Origin of the sequence: Nocardia sp. NPDC004604 (assembly GCF_040609795.1) — a bacterium.
Classification (GTDB): domain Bacteria; phylum Actinomycetota; class Actinomycetes; order Mycobacteriales; family Mycobacteriaceae; genus Nocardia.
Map to the genome: position 1 here is coordinate 1 of NZ_JBEXLC010000186.1, position 16126 is coordinate 16126.

The 16126-nt window shown below is 64.7% G+C and carries 16 protein-coding genes and 1 pseudogene; 11 read left to right on the top strand and 6 right to left on the bottom strand.

Annotation, left to right across the window (positions count from 1 at the left end; translation table 11 throughout):
- The 7 genes and pseudogenes from ABZW16_RS38805 to ABZW16_RS38835 all read left to right on the top strand — a co-directional run.
- Window positions 1-643: DUF5753 domain-containing protein (locus ABZW16_RS38805; RefSeq protein ID WP_354961133.1), on the top strand; the 643-nt coding region annotated here is incomplete at its 5' end.
- Complete coding sequence (locus ABZW16_RS38810) at window positions 633-845, top strand: DUF397 domain-containing protein (RefSeq protein ID WP_354961147.1); 213 nt, start codon at window positions 633-635, stop codon at window positions 843-845. The genes ABZW16_RS38805 and ABZW16_RS38810, both read left to right, overlap by 11 nt.
- A gap of 58 nt (window positions 846-903) precedes the next feature.
- Window positions 904-2277: a glutamine synthetase family protein gene (locus tag ABZW16_RS38815; protein ID WP_354961134.1), complete on the top strand. Its 1374-nt coding sequence runs from the start codon at window positions 904-906 to the stop codon at window positions 2275-2277.
- Window position 2278: 1 nt separating this feature from the next.
- A complete protein-coding gene (locus ABZW16_RS38820; protein WP_354961135.1) occupies window positions 2279-3355 on the top strand; it encodes an amidohydrolase family protein in 1077 nt (358 codons plus the stop codon).
- A gap of 165 nt (window positions 3356-3520) precedes the next feature.
- Window positions 3521-4723 carry a glutamate ABC transporter substrate-binding protein gene (locus ABZW16_RS38825; protein WP_354961136.1) on the top strand — a complete coding sequence of 401 codons (1203 nt, stop codon included), beginning with the start codon at window positions 3521-3523 and terminating at the stop codon, window positions 4721-4723.
- Between the two features lie 82 nt (window positions 4724-4805).
- Window positions 4806-5639, top strand: a pseudogene (locus tag ABZW16_RS38830) (RtcB family protein); the annotation flags it as partial.
- 816 nt (window positions 5640-6455) lie between these two features.
- Window positions 6456-7055 (top strand): RtcB family protein, encoded by a 600-nt coding sequence (locus tag ABZW16_RS38835; RefSeq protein ID WP_354961148.1) that lies wholly within the window; start codon window positions 6456-6458, stop codon window positions 7053-7055.
- 145 nt (window positions 7056-7200) lie between these two features.
- Here the strand turns inward: ABZW16_RS38835 and ABZW16_RS38840 are convergent, their stop codons facing one another.
- The gene (locus ABZW16_RS38840; protein ID WP_354961137.1) at window positions 7201-7683 is read right to left on the bottom strand and encodes a hypothetical protein; all 483 of its coding nucleotides are present in this window, start codon (window positions 7681-7683) and stop codon (window positions 7201-7203) included.
- Window positions 7684-8040: 357 nt separating this feature from the next.
- Between ABZW16_RS38840 and ABZW16_RS38845 the strand changes: the two genes are divergently transcribed.
- On the top strand, window positions 8041-9087 hold the full coding sequence (locus tag ABZW16_RS38845; protein WP_354961138.1) for a hypothetical protein: 1047 nt from the start codon (window positions 8041-8043) through the stop codon (window positions 9085-9087).
- Between the two features lie 219 nt (window positions 9088-9306).
- Here ABZW16_RS38845 and ABZW16_RS38850 read toward each other — a convergent pair whose 3' ends face one another.
- Window positions 9307-9948 carry a LysE family translocator gene (locus ABZW16_RS38850; RefSeq protein WP_354961139.1) on the bottom strand — a complete coding sequence of 214 codons (642 nt, stop codon included), beginning with the start codon at window positions 9946-9948 and terminating at the stop codon, window positions 9307-9309.
- 276 nt (window positions 9949-10224) lie between these two features.
- On the bottom strand, window positions 10225-10647 hold the full coding sequence (locus ABZW16_RS38855; protein ID WP_354961140.1) for a nuclear transport factor 2 family protein: 423 nt from the start codon (window positions 10645-10647) through the stop codon (window positions 10225-10227).
- Between the two features lie 132 nt (window positions 10648-10779).
- Between ABZW16_RS38855 and ABZW16_RS38860 the strand changes: the two genes are divergently transcribed.
- The 3 genes from ABZW16_RS38860 to ABZW16_RS38870 all read left to right on the top strand — a co-directional run bounded on the left by ABZW16_RS38860 (window position 10780) and on the right by ABZW16_RS38870 (window position 14069).
- Window positions 10780-11316: a TetR/AcrR family transcriptional regulator gene (locus ABZW16_RS38860; RefSeq protein WP_354961141.1), complete on the top strand. Its 537-nt coding sequence runs from the start codon at window positions 10780-10782 to the stop codon at window positions 11314-11316.
- Window positions 11317-11624: 308 nt separating this feature from the next.
- Window positions 11625-13790 (top strand): DEAD/DEAH box helicase, encoded by a 2166-nt coding sequence (locus tag ABZW16_RS38865; protein ID WP_354961142.1) that lies wholly within the window; start codon window positions 11625-11627, stop codon window positions 13788-13790.
- Window positions 13791-13910: 120 nt separating this feature from the next.
- Complete coding sequence (locus ABZW16_RS38870) at window positions 13911-14069, top strand: hypothetical protein (RefSeq protein WP_354961143.1); 159 nt, start codon at window positions 13911-13913, stop codon at window positions 14067-14069.
- 28 nt (window positions 14070-14097) lie between these two features.
- Here the strand turns inward: ABZW16_RS38870 and ABZW16_RS38875 are convergent, their stop codons facing one another.
- From ABZW16_RS38875 to ABZW16_RS38885, 3 genes are all read right to left on the bottom strand, one after another.
- Entirely contained in the window at window positions 14098-14304 is a 207-nt protein-coding gene (locus tag ABZW16_RS38875; protein WP_354961144.1) for a hypothetical protein, read from the bottom strand.
- A 64-nt stretch (window positions 14305-14368) separates the two neighbouring features.
- On the bottom strand, window positions 14369-14950 hold the full coding sequence (locus ABZW16_RS38880; protein WP_354961145.1) for a hydrolase: 582 nt from the start codon (window positions 14948-14950) through the stop codon (window positions 14369-14371).
- A gap of 42 nt (window positions 14951-14992) precedes the next feature.
- A complete protein-coding gene (locus ABZW16_RS38885) occupies window positions 14993-16069 on the bottom strand; it encodes an MFS transporter (RefSeq protein ID WP_354961146.1) in 1077 nt (358 codons plus the stop codon).
- Window positions 16070-16126 lie beyond the last annotated feature (57 nt).

A 16126-nucleotide genomic window follows, 5' to 3' on the forward strand; every position in this document is an offset into this window, starting at 1 on the left:
CAAGAGCTGGCACCACGTCTATGGAGGCTTGTACAGCAACGCGTTCAACATGTACGTGGGGCTCGAGGCCGCCGCACGCCGACTCACCAGCTGCCATGAGCAACACGTTCCCGGCCTGCTCCAGACAGTCGACTACGCGCGGGCAATCATCAGCGCGGTTCCCATGTTCACCAGCCCTGACGACGTCGACCGGCGCGTCGAGCACCGAATGAAACGGCAAGCGCTCATCACGCGCAAGACCAACCCGATCCAGTTGAACGTGATCTTGCACGAGTCGGTGCTATACCGCGTGATCGGCAACCGGAGCAACATGGCCGCGCAGCTGAGGCACCTGGCCGAAATGTCCAAGCGACCCAACATCACGCTGCGGATACATCCATACAGTGCAGGTTTGACCTGGGGGACGCCCAACAGCTCGTTCATCATCCTGGAGTTCGAGCGCATCGCCAAAGGTGAACCCATCGAGCCTCCAGTGGTATTCATCGACGGCGGAGCCGCACAGGACGTATATCTTGAGAAGCCTGAGGATGTGCGGTTCTATAGCGAGCTTGCTTCGGCCATGCGAGATGCATGTCTGGGCGAGGTGGAGAGCAGAAACCTGCTACGGCAGGTGGCGAAGGAGCACGAACGTGGTGAACGTTGACCTATCCGGGGTGAACTGGTTCAAGAGCAGCTACAGCGAAGGCAGCGGGCAATGCGTCGAGGTGGCATGGCTCGACGGCGGAAAGGTCGGCGTTCGGGACTCGAAGAACTCAACCGGCCCAGCACTGGTATTCACCCCCGGTGAGTGGGATGCCTTCACCGCAGGCATGCAAGACGGTGAGTTCACCCGACCCACCGCATAACACGACCAGGTCGGCCGAGTCCGCCCCGAAGCGGGCGGGCGCGGCCTATCTTGGGACTATGCCCACCATGCCGGACCGGATACCGGCCGAAGGTGCCCACGATGCGCTGATCGGACACCTCGAGGCCCATATGGTCGTGCTGTCCTTCGTCGACAATGCCGGGATTACCAGGGTGAAGACGGTGCCGAAGGGGCGGCTGGCGCATGCCGCCAAATACGGGATCGGCGTCTCCCCCTGCTTCGAGACGTTCACCTTCGACGATCTGATGTCGGTCGGCCGATATCTCGGCGGGCCCGACGGCGATCTGCGCCTGATCCCGGACCTGTCCCGGCTGACCGAACTCGCCTGCCAGCCGGGCTGGGCCTGGGCGCCCGCCGATAAGTACACCCAGGACGGCACTCGCTTCGTCGCCTGCCAGCGTGCGTTCGCGACCCGGCAGGCCCAAGCGGCGCAGGAGTCGGGTCTGCGGCTGTCGATGTCCTTCGAGACGGAGTGGGCGCTCGGGCGCGCGGATACCGAAAGCGATTTCGTCCCAGCGATATACGGACCCGCCTACGGCATGATCCGGTTGAGCCAGGTGGCCGAATACGCCAGCGACCTGGTCGCGGCATTGGAACGCCAGGAGATCGCGGTCGATCAGTTCCATCCGGAATATGCGCTCGCGCAAATGGAGCTGTCGGTAGCACCCAACGATCCGGTGGCCGCGGCCGATGATGTGGTCCTGCTCCGGCACACCATCCGGCAGGTGAGCGCGCAATACGGCTGGCGCGCGCTGCTGGCGCCGTGTATCGAGCCCAGCAGTGCGGGTTCCGGTGCGCACCTGCATTTTTCGCTTCAGGACGAGCAGGGGCCGCTCTTCGCCGCTGGCGACGGACCGTACGGCATGCGACGCGCCGGCGAGGCCTTCCTGGCCGGTGTACTGCGGGAACTGCCCGCACTGGTCGCGATCGGGGCCGGCAATCCGGCGAGCTTCCTGCGCCTGCAGCCCTCGCGGTGGGCCGGGATCTGGCAATGCTGGGGTCGGGAGACCAGGGAGTCCGCCCTGCGCTTCATCACCGGTGTGCAGGGCACCGAGGAATGGGCCGCCAATGCCGAGATCAAATGTTTCGACGCGACCGGTAATCCGTATCTGATCGTCGGCACGGTCATTGCCGCCGGGCTCGCTGGCGTCGCCGAAGAACTGCGGCTGCCCGCCGAAATCACCGGCGATCCGGTGGGATTCGATGCGGAACAACTCATGCTCTCAGGTGTGCGGCGGCTGCCGACCAATTCCATGGAGGCCGCCGACGCACTGGCGGATTCCAAGGTGCTCGCCGAGGCGCTCGGTGTCGAATTGCACGATGCTCTGCTCACCGTGCGCCGCGCCGAGGCCGAACGCTATCGGGATATCAGCCCGGCCAAGGTGGCCGAGCTGACCCGGTGGCGGTTCTAGCGTGCTCACCGATGGCATCGCGCTCACCGATCACCACTGTCACGGCGTAGTGGCCGCCGATCTGGACCGGCCCGGTTTCGAGCAGCTGCTCGGCGAGGGGCAGCGCGGCAGCTTCGATTCGGCGCTCGGTCTCGCGGTAAGGCGTTGGTGCGCACCGGTTCTCGATCTGGAGCCGCATGTGGATCCGGAGCGGTATCTGGCCCGCCGCGCCGAACTCGGCTGGCGCGAAACGACCACTCGGCTACTGCGCGCGACCGGTGTCACCCGCTGGTTCCTCGACACCGGATTCGGCGGCGGACGAGCGGAATTCGCGGCAGTCGCTGATGGTGAGGTGCGCGAGATCGTCCGACTCGAACACCTCGCCGAACGGGTGATCGCCGAGGTCGCCGTGGAGACGACGCCGTTCGAGGATATCGAGACCGCGCTGCGCGGGCGGGTCCGAAATGCCGTCGGCCTCAAGACAATCGTGGCCTACCGCTGCGGACTCGACTTCCCACGCACCGACACCCCGCCCGATGAAGTCCCCCTCGAACGCCGCCTCACCGATCCGGCGACCCTGGGCTGGCTGGTCGGACTCGGTGCCCGCATCAGCGGGGAATTCGGCCTGCCCCTGCAATTCCACACCGGTTTCGGCGACACCGATCTGCGGCTTCGGCACGCGGACCCATTGCTGCTCACCGACTTCCTGCGGGCCACGGCGGACTCGGGCACATCGGTCGTACTGCTGCACTGCTGGCCCTTTCATCGCAACGCGGCCTATCTCGCACACGCCTTCGACCATGTGCATCTCGATCTCGGCCTGACGATTCCCTATGTGGGACAGCGGGCAGCGGCGGTGCTCGCGGAAGCACTCGAACTCGCCCCGTTCCGTTCGATGCTCTATTCCTCGGACGGCTACGGACTTCCGGAACTGCACTACCTCGGGGCGGTGCTGTGGCGGCGCGGTCTCGGCCGCCTGCTCGACGAGTGGATCGCCGAGGACGTCATGACGACCGCCGACGCCGAAGCACTCGTCATTGCGATCGCCAACGGAAACGCGGCGCACATCTATCGAAACCTGTCGATCGCTCATCAGTAGCCATGTCTCAAAAAGCGAACGGTTTCGCGCAATGCCCACTCGCTTCTATCACGTGATCAGCGAAAATTATGCGCGAATCGTTCGCGCTGATAATTAGCTGAATATGCGCGGGGGCGCGAACCTGCTCGACCGAGATATCCCGGCATCGAGAGGAGATTCGGCTCGATGAAGCGCTCGATCCTTACTGTCGGCCTGGCGAGCGGCGTGGTGCTGGCCGCCTGCGTGTACCCGATCGATCACACACCATGGACCGTCACCATCGGTATCAAATTCGATCAGCCGGGGCTGTCGGTCATGGGCGAGGACGGGATTCCGCACGGATTCGACGTCGATACCGCGATCTATATCGCGAAATATCTCGGCGTCGATGCCGAGCGGATCAGCTGGCTGGAGGCACCGTCGAATCGACGCGAAGCGCTGCTGGACAGCGGCGAGGTGGATTTTGTCGTCGCGTCGTATTCGATCACCGCCGATCGACAGCAGGCGGTGTCCTTCGCCGGACCGTATCTGCTGGCCGGTCAGGATCTGCTGGTCCTACGCAGTGCGGCGGACATCGATCGGCCGGAGGCTCTCGACGGCCGGACCGTGTGCACCGGCGAGGGTTCCACCTCGGCGGACAAGATCAAGCGAGACTTCGCGACCGGTGTGCGGGTCACCCTGGAGGAGACCTATTCGACCTGCGTGGACGAACTGCTCGCGGGCGAGGTCGACGCGGTCAGCACCGACGATGTGATCCTCGCCGGATTCGCCGCACAGCATCCGAACGAGCTGCGGGTCGTCGGGCACCCCTTCACCCGCGAACGGTACGGCGTCGGCGTCGAAAAGGGCGACACCGTCCTGCAGAGCAAGATCACCAATGCCATTCAGGCCATGATCGCCGACGGCACCTGGGCCCGCGCGGTGGCCGAGAATATCGAGCCGTCGGGATATCGGCCACTGCCCGCGCCGCTGGTCTTCAATCCGCCGGATGCGCGCACCACGACGAACAATCCGACCAGCTCCGAACCGGCGCTGACCGAGGCCGTCGGACAACTGGCCGCGACCGCAAATGCCCGACAGTGGCAATCGTTCGCCGCGCTCATTTGCCCGGAGGCGCTACCGGCCGTCAACGCGCTGGTCGTGCAGTACACGCCGCAATACGACGGGCGGATCGGCCCGGAGGTCCAGGGTGCGGGCTTCACCACCACGATTACCGGAATCACCCAGACCGGCCCGGATTCGGCGACCTTCCTCGCACACGAATCCTTCACCAATGTGCCCGCGAAATATCGGCAGTACTTCAAGGACATCGATTACACCGGGACGATGGCGCGCCGCGGTGGGACATGGAAACTGTGCGGCCTGGCCGCCGATTTCGTGGAGCCGTAACCGGCCGAAAATGATGTGCGGATAGTGGTCCGGGGAATCTAGCGTTGAAGGGGAACACACCGAACGAGAAAGGATGTTCCCCATGTTTCCCGTCGAGCTGCGCGGTACGAGGGCGCAGACGCTCATGTGGGCCAACGAGCACGACATCGAGCAGTCCGCGCTGCAGCAACTGCGAAATATCGCGCAACTGCCCTGGGTCCACGGCGTCCGCGTCATGCCGGATGTGCACCTCGGCAAGGGGGCGACGGTCGGCTCGGTGATCGCGATGCGCGATGCCGTCGCGCCAGCCGCCGTCGGCGTGGATATCGGCTGCGGCATGGAAAGCGTGAAGACCGACCTCACCGCCGCCGACCTGCCGGACAATCTGCATTCGCTGCGCTCGCGCATCGAAGCGGCGGTACCGGTGGGTTTCCAGGCACACAAGAATGCGGTCGATGTCGCGAAGCTGGGGGCGCAGTTCGCTGCGTCCCACGGCGAGCTGGCCCGGCACAACACCGGCTGGAACCGCTTCTGGTCCGAATTCGGCGCATTGCATTCGGGCGTGCAGGCATTGGAGTCCAAGGCGCATAAGCAGATCGGCTCGCTCGGCTCCGGAAATCACTTCATCGAGATCTGCCTGGACGAGCATGATTCGGTATGGATCCTGCTGCACTCCGGTAGCCGCAATATCGGCAAGGAACTCGCCGAGCGGCATATGACCATCGCGCGCGCACTGCCGCACAACCAGGACATCCCCGATCGCGATCTGGCCGTATTCCTTTCCGGTACACCGGAAATGGAAGCCTACCGGCGTGATCTCACCTGGGCACAGGAATACGCCGCGCGTAACCGCGCGGTCATGCTGTCGCTGGTATGCGGTGCGGTGCAGAACGAATTCGGCGAGCGCACAGTGCGTTTCGACGAGCCCATCTCCTGCTTTGCAGGAGAGACCTCGGTCATGACGGACCGAGGTTGCCGTCCCATCGCGGAACTCGCGGGTGGGACGCACACTGTACTCACGGAAGGCGGCGAGTGGGTGAAAGCGCCCATCAAGTCGTTCGGGCATCAACCACTCTGGGACGTGGTCATCGGTCGCTATGGGCAAGAACGTACGATCCGCGCGACAGGTGACCATCGCTGGATACTCCGACCGAAGGTGGCACACAATCGGACCGAGGCAATCACTTCGGGCTTGCGCGTCGGGGATCGCCTCGCCTACGTCTACCCGAAGCGCACGGATGCGCTCCAGCCATCTCGGGATGGCATTGCCCGCGGCTTCGTGTTCGGGGACGGCTCTATCTCAGGTGACTCGTTGGCGCATGCCAACTTCTATGGCGCGAAAGACAAGGCACTGCTGTCCTACTTCGACTGCGCTGATCGGTTGCGAACCTACCACTACGTGTACGCGGCCGACGCAACACGGAAAACTCATGTGAAGCAGGAAGAGGTAACTGCACTTCGTGACCGAGGCCAACTGGTGCAGGAGTATAAGCGGCTCGGCGGACTTCCGCGCGAGTGGAAGCGCGAGTATCCCGCACTCGACGGATCGGATTCCGACCTCTACGGCTGGCTCTCAGGCTACTTCGCGGCGGACGGCGAGGTGGGCAAGACGGGCCGCCCAGCTATCTGGTCCGTTGAACGCCAGAATCTCGAATTCTTCAAGGCTGCCTGCGATGTACTGGGTATCTTCACCCTCCCGATCCGGCGGAAGGTACGCACAGGGTTCGGCCGATCCGAAACCGCAATATTCGTCATGGGCATCTCGCGCGGCGACCTCACTCCTGAGTTCTTCATCCATGCAGAGCACCGCCTGCGTTGGGCCGCCAACAGTCGGGCTGTCGAGCGACGGGGATGGACCGTTCGTTCCGTCAGGCCGACTGCGGACGTGGCGGAGGTCTTCTGCGCTGTCGTGGAGGGAACACACTCTTTCGCTCTAGAAGACAACGTCCTTACCGGGAATTGCCATCACAACTATGTGGCGGAGGAAGAGATCGACGGCGTACCGATGCTGGTGACCCGTAAGGGCGCAGTGCGCGCGGGCGCTGGCGATCTGGCGTTGATTCCGGGTTCGATGGGCACGCGCTCATATGTGGTGCGCGGCAAGGGAAATCCGGCCTCGTTCCAGTCGGCATCGCACGGCGCGGGTCGGCGGATGAGCCGGAATGCGGCGAAGCGGCAGTTCACCGTCGCCGATCTGATCGCGCAGACCGAAGGGGTGGAGTCGCGTAAGGATGCGGGTGTGGTCGATGAGATCCCGGCCGCGTACAAGGATATCGATGAGGTGATCGCGGCACAGAGCGATCTAGTCGATATCGTCGCGACATTGCATCAGGTGCTGTGCGTGAAGGGGTGAGACGTGGCCGAATTGCGGTGCACACAACCGCAATTCGGCCCGAACCAGCTCAGCGACACCGCGACAACTCCGATGCAGCAGCCGCTGCTGAGCGTTGACGAGGTCGGCATGCAAAGATCGCGTAGGCAATTCGGCCTGAACGTATTCAGCGCCGCCGCAGCGTGCCCGCGACGCCCGCACCGATCAGGAGCACGCCGAGGATGAATGGGAAACCGCTGGTCACCCAGGTGATCAGCGCGAACCGCATTTCATCCGACAGCACCGGCAGATCGTCGTGAATGATCCGCCAGGTGTCGTCGGGAAAAAGGAAGTACACGAATCCCGGCACCACACCCCAGACCAGTCCGGCCAGCACCGTCCCGGCCGGTGAGTACGCGGCCAGCGCCGCGACCAGCAGCAATAGCAGTGCCGCTGCCACGATCTGGAAGGTCGATCCGGCCCGATTGGCCGCGGATCCGAGAATGACCCACTGCCGGGTATCCAACGCCGCATGGGCGGCCAGCCCGATTCCGACCGGCGTCACCACCAGACCGACCAGAATGCCGACCAGAGTCCGCCCGAACCCACCGGTGCTGCGGAATTGGGAACCGGGCGGAGACCAACCCGGCGGCGGCTCGTAGTTGGTCATGGCTACCTCCTGCGCGGGCCCACGGTGTGCGTGCGTGCCGAGCTATCGTCTCACCGTTACCTGAAGTGTGAGTGTTCGTATGACGAATGACGACTCATCGTTCAGGCAGCCGTTCCTTGCGGAGTGGCAGTACCCGTCTTCCCGGCCCGAGAACCGTGCGGGGCAGACGCTTCCACGCCATCTGCCTTCCCAACCACCGTGGTGGGGCGGGTCTTGCGGTCGGCTCCACGTCCTTGTCCAGCCCCATGACCGCCACCGCAATTCCCCAGCCACCTCGAAACTCTCGCAATCCGGCCACAGGACTGGGGGCGCGTCGGCGGCAGCGCCGTGACGCCAATTGCTGGCAAGATCAACGCTATGCGCTCTACCGTGCCCACCCTCGGGTTGCTGATGGCGGCTGTCCTGCTGACCGGATGCGGCTATTTCGATCGAGGACGCGACCAGGCCGAGCATGACAGCTGGTCACGCAAGATCGAGACGGCCATCCGGGCCCTTCCGGGGGTGACCGACGCATCACACCGCTTCGAGCACTACAAGGGCAGGCATTTCACCGCCGAACTCGACGTGCAGCTCCGCGACGACGCCACAGCGGCCGAGGCCGCGTCTGTGGTGAATGCCATGGGCGCTCAACCGCTTCCGCGCCGTTTCAAAGGCGACCCGATAACGGTCACCATCGACCGGATGGCGGACTCCTATTCCGCGTACTGGATGTTCGGCCGTGACGTGAGCACGGAAGCGAACGCCGCAAACAACTGGGCGCGACTATGGGCTGCGGGCACCGAAGTGCACTGGGACTCGAGCGGCGGCTTCGCGGACCGCATAACCAACGCCATCGACATCCGGGCGGGCTCCGAGAGCGAACCTCACCGCGCCATCGCGGCGATGCGCCGAATCATCCGGGATTTCCCCGAACTGGCGTCCAACCAGTGGATCGTATCCACCGTTCATGAGCGGGAGCGCGGGTTCACCAATCATTCGGAACGGAGCCCCGGGTCGTATCCATGGCCCCATGATCGCGTCACCCCCCACCAAGAGCCCACCCCTCGCTTCCCGTCCAATGACGAACTCGACCTGTGGCAGTGGTTCCTGACCGATCAACCCATCCCGTTCTTCGCTCGGGTGTCGGTCTACGACCCGCCTTTTGAAGGCCGGACACTGGGCGTGACCGTATTCCCTCCCGTAGGTACGGAATTCAGCGCCGCGCAGACCACACAACTCGCCGATCTGCATCTTCCCTACCTGGCAGGCTCCGGCGCGGCGGTCGACTACACGATCCACACACCCAACGGCCCCGTCTACTCCATGGGCCCCTTTTTCGAGGTCGTGGTCGGCGGCTGCCAGACACCCGGATACAACGTCTTACCGGAGTCGCAGCCCTACGTACGTCAATACGAACACTGCTGATCCGCGTCCCACAACCACCGTGTCGAGATGATCGGTAGCGCCGACGTCGAAGGCCGGCACAAGACATCGCGGCGAGATCATCCGGCCTGATCTCGCATTACTGCGCTGATATTGGCCTTCTAACGCCGTACGGCGGTGAATAGTGTGGGACTGGGCCAACTATTCGGAACTCGGCATTACCGCGCACTTGCCAGCAGCGTGTTATTCGCGTCGGTCAGCCTAGGCCGGAACCGGGCGGGTCCGGTCGGTAGCTAGTAGAACGGCGACGACGCCGAGCATTGTGCCGGTGACCCAGCGTTGTGCCCGCATCCAGAGCGGGCGGCCGGTCAGGAACGCTGCGATTGTGGCGGCTCCCAGCACGATCAAGCCGTTGACCGTCAGCGCGATACCGATCTGCACTGCGCCCAGCAGAAGGCTCTGCAACCAGACTCGCCCCTGTTCTGGGGTCACGAACTGCGGGATCAACGCCATGTAGATGATCGCGATCTTGGGATTGAGCAGGTTGGTGACCAGCCCCATGCTGAAGAGCCTGCGCGTGGAGTCGGCGGGCAGATCGGAGGGCTCGAACACAGAGATGCCGCCGCGCAACGTCTTCCACGCCAAGTACGCCAGATAAGCTGCGCCGGCCAGCTTCATGCTCAGATACAACCCCGGCACCACCGCGAAGATCGCGGTAATCCCGACGGTGGCGGCCACGAGATACACGATGAATCCGACGGCCACACCCGATAGCGATACCAGACCCGCTCGTCGTCCCTGCGATATGGTGCGCGACACCAGATACATCATGTTCGGGCCCGGCGTCAGCACCATTCCCAACTCGGTCGCAGCCACTCCCAACACCGCCGTGGTTTCGATCATGCTCTCATCCTGGGGTGCAGCTGGCTATTTGTCGCGAGCCAGTTCCGACGCACTGGAACCGTAACCGTTGCTGTCGGGAGAACCTGCCGTTGAAACATCGCGGAATCGGCAGATGCGGACGTTCACGACCACGCGCCCAGCGGCAATTGAGTGCGTTCGGGCCGTTACCGGAGGACGCCTCCAGGCGGCTGCGCGCCCACGATCCGCAGGGGCTTCCGCCGCTGGCCGATGTTGAAATCCGGCCAAGGCGGTTACCGCGGTGGCGGTCTGTTGTCTTCAGTGGGCGGAAACATCTTCTGGTGCCTCATCTTTCAATTCGGATAGGTCGCGCGTGATGGCGTCGACCCGATGCAATCGCCCGTCCGGGGCGAGATCGCCGAACATGTATATCTCGGTGGCGATCGTCCGGCCTGTGCGCATCGTGGCGATGACCGTGTAACGGGCTGCGACACGGTCACCCGAGGCAATGGTGTCCATGATGTCGACCCGGCACTGGGTCACGTTCTTGCGGCTCGGTTTCGCGTGAGCCACCAACCTGTTCCGATCCATCGGGTGCCCGTCGCTGAGCCAGAGAATATCGGGGGTGTGGTACCGATCTACGATGACTTCGGGCTCTTCGGCCCCGAAGGCCATTTCCGCCACATATGCGGTGAGGTATGCCGCAAGGTCGTGTCCAGGGAGGGTGATGGAAGTTGCCATATCCGTTCACCTTTCAGATAATTCATACAACGCTGTCAAGGCTAAGCTCATCCGCTAAGATTGACAAGGATGTCAGAGAAAACTGGTTCGCCCCGCCGCCGGAGAAGTGACGCCCGCCGCAGCGCGGAGTCGGTGCTCGAGGCCGCCGTACGAACACTCGGCGAGCGACCCGACGCAAGCCTCGAGCACGTGGCCATGGCCGCAGGGGTCAGTCGGCAAACGGTCTACGCCCACTTTCCGACCCGCGACGCGCTGATCCAGGCCGCGGTTGCCCGCATCACAACAGAGGTCGTCGCCGCCATCGATGTGGCTCGCCTTGGCGAAGGCCCGGCAGGGGAAGCCCTCCAGCGATTCCTCGACCTCTGCTGGCACATCATGCAGCGCTATCCGATGCTGCTGCACCTGCCCCCCGCCGATCCGGCCGACGATCATGATGCCCACGCACCGATACTCGGGCCACTGGACCAGCTGATCCGCCGTGGTCAAGCCACCGGCGAATTCGATCCCCACTGCACGCCCGAATGGTTATTGACCGCCGTCATGACGCTCGGCCACGCCGCTGGCTCCGAGGTGTCATCGGGCCGCATGACGGCAGGCGTGGCAATCGCGTCGTTTCAGTACAGTGCTCGAAAACTGATCACGGTGCAATCAGTCCAAAAGCGACGGTAGTGATGACAACGGGCCGGTTCGGTACGACTCGCGAGAGGCAACCGCTCACCTGGTCACCATCCTGAAATCGGCATTACCGAGCACTCTCAGGTGATCTCGCCGGCCGTGGCATCAACCATGTGACCGGCCGGATCCTGCCAAGATCTTGACTCGAGACAGACTCGCGTTCACTCACACTCCCCAGAGAGCAATTCACAACCCTATTGTTCATTGCCCAGGAGTATCGGCCGAGCCGTCGAATTCGGGCAGCATGGTGCGCACGGCGGTGGTCGGCAGCGCTGTCGGTGGCATCGGGCACGATGGAGCGCATGACCACGGCGGCCGGTACGTCAGCGATCGACCTCACAGCTCCCGACCTGCGCGAGCGGGCCGAGGAGCTGCTGCGCGACCTGGCGGGACCGGGGGCGAGGCTGCGCGCGGATCAGTGGACGGCGATCGAGGCGCTGATCGTGCAGCGGCGGCGGGCGCTGGTGGTGCAGCGCACCGGCTGGGGTAAGTCGGCGGTGTATTTCATCGCTGCCAAGCTGTTGCGGCGGGCGGGGCGCGGCCCGACGGTGATCGTGTCGCCGCTGCTGGCGCTGATGCGCAACCAGGTCGCGGCCGCCGAACGCGCGGGCGTCGTCGCGGCCACCATCAATTCCGGCAATGTCACCGAATGGGACGAGATCCATGATCGGGTGGCCGCGGGCGAGGTGGACGTGCTGCTGGTCAGCCCGGAACGGCTGAACAATCCGGATTTCCGCGACCAGGTGCTGCCCAAGCTGGCCGCCGACGCCGGACTGGTCGTGATCGACGAGGCGCACTGCGTCTCCGACTGGGGTCACGATTTCCGGCCCGACTACCGCCGCATCCGCACCCTCATCGCCGATCTCGGCTCCGATGTGCCGGTGCTGGCCACCACCGCGACCGCCAACGACCGGGTGGTCACCGATGTCGCGACCCAGATCGGCTCCGAAACCGCGTCTACCCACCCCGCCGACTCCGTCGGCCTGCCACCCCCATTGGTACTGCGCGGCACCCTGGATCGCGAATCGCTGCACCTGTCCGTGGTCCACTTCGACGACGCCGTCGAGCGCACCGCCTGGCTGAGCGGGCACCTCGGCGAGCTGGCCGGCTCCGGCATCGTCTACACCCTCACCGTCGCCGCCGCCCACGATCTCGCCGATGTGCTGAATGCGCACGGGCACAATGTCGCCGCCTACACCGGGCAGACCGATACCGCCGAACGCGAAGTGCTGGAGGCGGCGCTGCTCAACAACGAGGTGAAGGCGCTCATCGCCACCTCCGCCCTCGGCATGGGCTTCGATAAACCCGATCTGGGATTCGTGGTGCACGTCGGCGCCCCGTCCTCCCCCATCGCCTACTACCAGCAGGTGGGTCGTGCGGGCCGCGGCACCGATCGCGCCGAGGTGGTGCTGCTGCCCGGCCCCGAGGACACCAGGATCTGGAGTTACTTTGCCTCCGTTGCCTTTCCGCGCGAACACATAGTGCGCTCGGTACTCGACGCCTTGGATTTCGACCGGGCCATGTCGACGGCCGCCCTGGAACCGCTGGTCGAGCTGAACCGCTCACGACTGGAGATGGTGCTCAAGGTGCTGGATGTGGACGGCGCGGTGCACCGGGTCCGCGGCGGTTGGATCGCCACCGGACAGCCGTGGACCTACGACACCGAACGCTACGAACGCCTGGCCGCGGCCCGCGAGGTCGAACAGCAGGCGATGATCGACTATCAGCGCACCACCGGCTGCCGGATGCGGTTCCTGCGCCGCCAGCTCGACGACCCGGGACTGCCCGCGCTCGACGGCGATGCGCCCGGCTGCGGTCGCTGCGACAACTGCACCGGCACCCGGCTCGATACCACCATCGATTCCTCGGCCATCGCCGCGACCCGGGCCCGACTCGACCGTCCCGGCCTCGACCTCGCCCCGCGCAAACAGTGGCCGACCGGGATGGCGAAACTCGGCATCCGGTTGTCCGGCAAGATCACCAATGGCGCCGAGACCGGACGAGCTCTCGGCAGGCTCACCGATCTGGGTTGGGGCCAGCGCCTGCGCGCCCTCCTCGACGCCTCGGACGATCCGGTTCCGGACGCGGTCTTCGATGCCTGCATCGCGGTATTGCGCGAGTGGAATTGGGCGACCCGCCCGACCGCGGTCATGGCCCTCGAATCGCATCGCCATCCGGTGCTCACCGCCACCCTTGCGGCCCGCCTCGCCGAGGTCGGTCGCCTGCGCGACCTCGGCACCCTGCGGTTGCGTCCGGACCGGCCGCCGGTATCGGCCGCGAATTCCGCGCACCGGGTGGCCGGGCTGTTCGACTCCTGGCTGATCCCGGACCCGATTTCGGTCGACGGGCCGATTCTGCTGGTCGACGCCCTCTCCGATACCGGGTGGACGCTCACGGTGGCGGCACATGCGCTCCGGAACGCCGGTGCACCGGCGGTTCTGCCCTTCGTGCTGGCGACCCAGACGTAATCGGTACCGGGCGGGCGGGTGCATGCGCGAACCCGTTGTTTGCCGCTCAATAACTAACAACCTAGCGAATATTTAGCGAACGCGCGTTTCAGACCAGGTTCGGTAGGTCACGATATCCACATGAACTCGAACATGCCCGCAGAAAGGCTGCTCAGAGAGGTCACCGCGCGGTATGGCTCGGCCGAGGCGTTTTTCGAAATTTTGCAAGACCAGTGCATCGACCCGCTCGCCGACACCATCGAGCTACCGCCCATGCCGGAACTGCGCGGAGACAACTGAGCCGCAGCGGTCGGTTACCGGTCACGCCTCACTGGCGCGCGTCCGGTAGCCGAAGCGTCGGCGGATCCGGTTCCATTCGCTTGGTATCGCTGAGTCGGTCGTCGGGCAGTATCGGCCGGCGCGGCTCGCGGACGCCCGCGGCGCCGCCACCGGCTTCGCCGGGACCCCGGCCGCCACCGGCGGGAACCCCGCGTCCGAACAAACGACGAATCGCTCGCATCAGCTTGGTCATCATCTCGCCAGTGTGCGCCCCTTCGCCCCCAGGTGACACCGATGTTCACGACCGGCGAAGAAACGGGTCAGCGGGTTGTGGCGACCAGTTCGACGATCTCGGCGGTGGTGCCGGTTTCGCCGAGGCGCGGGAAGATCTTGGTAATGCTGTGCCGGTGGGCCTCGGCATCGGAATCGGTCATGGCATCGACGGCCAGGGTGACGTGGTAGCCGTGTTCGTGTGCGGCGCGAGCGGTCGATTCGACGCCGATGCTGGTCGCGATCCCGGCCAGCACGATCTGGGTAATGCCGCGGCGGCGAAGTTGCAGGTCCAGGTCGGTGCCGTAGAACGCGCCCCAGTTGCGCTTGATGACGTGGATATCCTCGGGATGGCCGGTGAGATCATCCACGATCCGGTCCCAGCCCTCCGGCGGATTGCCGCCCGGGAACGGAAATTCATTGCGCCCCTTCACCTGATCGGCGCCATCGGCCGAGAACGAGACCCGCACCAGCACCACCGGCAGACCGTGGGCGCGGAAGGCGTGGGCGAGCGCGGCGGAGTTCTCGATGACCGCCGCGGCCGAATGCGGTTGGCGCGGTGCAGCAACGATGCCGTGCTGCAGGTCGATGACGACCAGTGCGGTGCGCTCGTCGAGTGTGGTAACCGGCATGATGCGACCTTTCGAGGTGAATTGTCCTGGGATATATGAAGATCAGGTTGCCGCGCGCCCCACGCGCGCGAGTGAGCGATCCACAAGCGTGACGATCACCAACAACACCGACACGACGAGCAGCAATACCGCCAACTCGTGCACCCCGGCGCTATCGGCAGCATGCGGGAAGACCGCCGCATCGGCCGCCGCCGCGATCAACGCACCGAGATACATTCCGGTGCGCAACAATCCGGCCGACGACGCCATTCGCGCCGGATCGGCCTGGTAGTACAGCGCATTCTGATTGGCCAGCCCGTTGAGCCCCTGCGGCAGCCCGATCAGCACGCCGAGGACCACCAATAGCCAGATTCCGGTGTGCGGACCGAGCAGCAGCAGGCATGCGCACGCGGCGACCTGCAGCAGACCGCCCGCGATGAGCTTGCCGCGCACCTGGCGACGCCGGCCGGTAATGGCGGTAATTACTATGGCGCTCAACGACATCGGCAACAGCACCAGCCCCGCCACGGATGCACTCAGTGACCGCCCCTCCTCCAACCATTGGGTAAAGCCGTAGAGGAAGGCATAGGCGGTGACGAAGGCGAGCACCTGACGGCCATAGGTGGCCAGCAGCGGCGCATTACCGCCGAGCACCCGCAGATCGATGAACGGCGCGGCGGCACACAACTCCCGCAGCACGAATACCAGCCCGACAACACCGGCGATCACCAGCAGATACCAGTGCGCGAGGGCCGGTTCCATCAGAAACAGCATCGATGAGACCAGTGCACCCGCGAACAACACCATGCCAGCGATATCCACACCGCCGTCCTGCCGCGCCCGCACCGCCGCGGGCAATTCGGCCCTCCTGGGCAGGCGCATCCGCCCGAGCACCAGGCAGGCCAGCGATAGCGGCACATTGATGGTGAAGATCAGATGCCAACCGCCCACGCCGATCAGCACCCCACCCAGCGTCGGCCCGACCACCGCCATCACCTGATTGGCGATCGACAATACGGCGAGCACCCCGGCCGGGCTCTGCGCTCCGGTCCGCTCGGATTCACTGCGCAATAAGAACATCGAGGCCGGATAGGCCGCCGAGGTGCCGAATCCGAGCAGCACCCTGGACAGGATCAGCACGCCGATACAAATGAACAGTTAGATCAGTTTTTAAAAGGAACTGAAGAATTTGTATCT

What these genes read in the sequence shown, in the direction of transcription:
- ABZW16_RS38840 (WP_354961137.1), bottom strand. Translation starts at nt 7,683, where the DNA reads ATGACCAACTACGAGCCGCCGCCGGGTTGGTCTCCGCCCGGTTCCCAA.
- ABZW16_RS38865 (WP_354961142.1), top strand. Translation starts at nt 11,625, where the DNA reads ATGACCACGGCGGCCGGTACGTCAGCGATCGACCTCACAGCTCCCGAC.
- ABZW16_RS38835 (WP_354961148.1), top strand. Translation starts at nt 6,456, where the DNA reads ATGGGCATCTCGCGCGGCGACCTCACTCCTGAGTTCTTCATCCATGCA.
- ABZW16_RS38850 (WP_354961139.1), bottom strand. Translation starts at nt 9,948, where the DNA reads ATGATCGAAACCACGGCGGTGTTGGGAGTGGCTGCGACCGAGTTGGGA.
- ABZW16_RS38870 (WP_354961143.1), top strand. Translation starts at nt 13,911, where the DNA reads ATGAACTCGAACATGCCCGCAGAAAGGCTGCTCAGAGAGGTCACCGCG.
- ABZW16_RS38825 (WP_354961136.1), top strand. Translation starts at nt 3,521, where the DNA reads ATGAAGCGCTCGATCCTTACTGTCGGCCTGGCGAGCGGCGTGGTGCTG.
- ABZW16_RS38880 (WP_354961145.1), bottom strand. Translation starts at nt 14,950, where the DNA reads ATGCCGGTTACCACACTCGACGAGCGCACCGCACTGGTCGTCATCGAC.
- ABZW16_RS38875 (WP_354961144.1), bottom strand. Translation starts at nt 14,304, where the DNA reads ATGATGACCAAGCTGATGCGAGCGATTCGTCGTTTGTTCGGACGCGGG.
- ABZW16_RS38855 (WP_354961140.1), bottom strand. Translation starts at nt 10,647, where the DNA reads ATGGCAACTTCCATCACCCTCCCTGGACACGACCTTGCGGCATACCTC.
- ABZW16_RS38815 (WP_354961134.1), top strand. Translation starts at nt 904, where the DNA reads ATGCCCACCATGCCGGACCGGATACCGGCCGAAGGTGCCCACGATGCG.
- ABZW16_RS38845 (WP_354961138.1), top strand. Translation starts at nt 8,041, where the DNA reads ATGCGCTCTACCGTGCCCACCCTCGGGTTGCTGATGGCGGCTGTCCTG.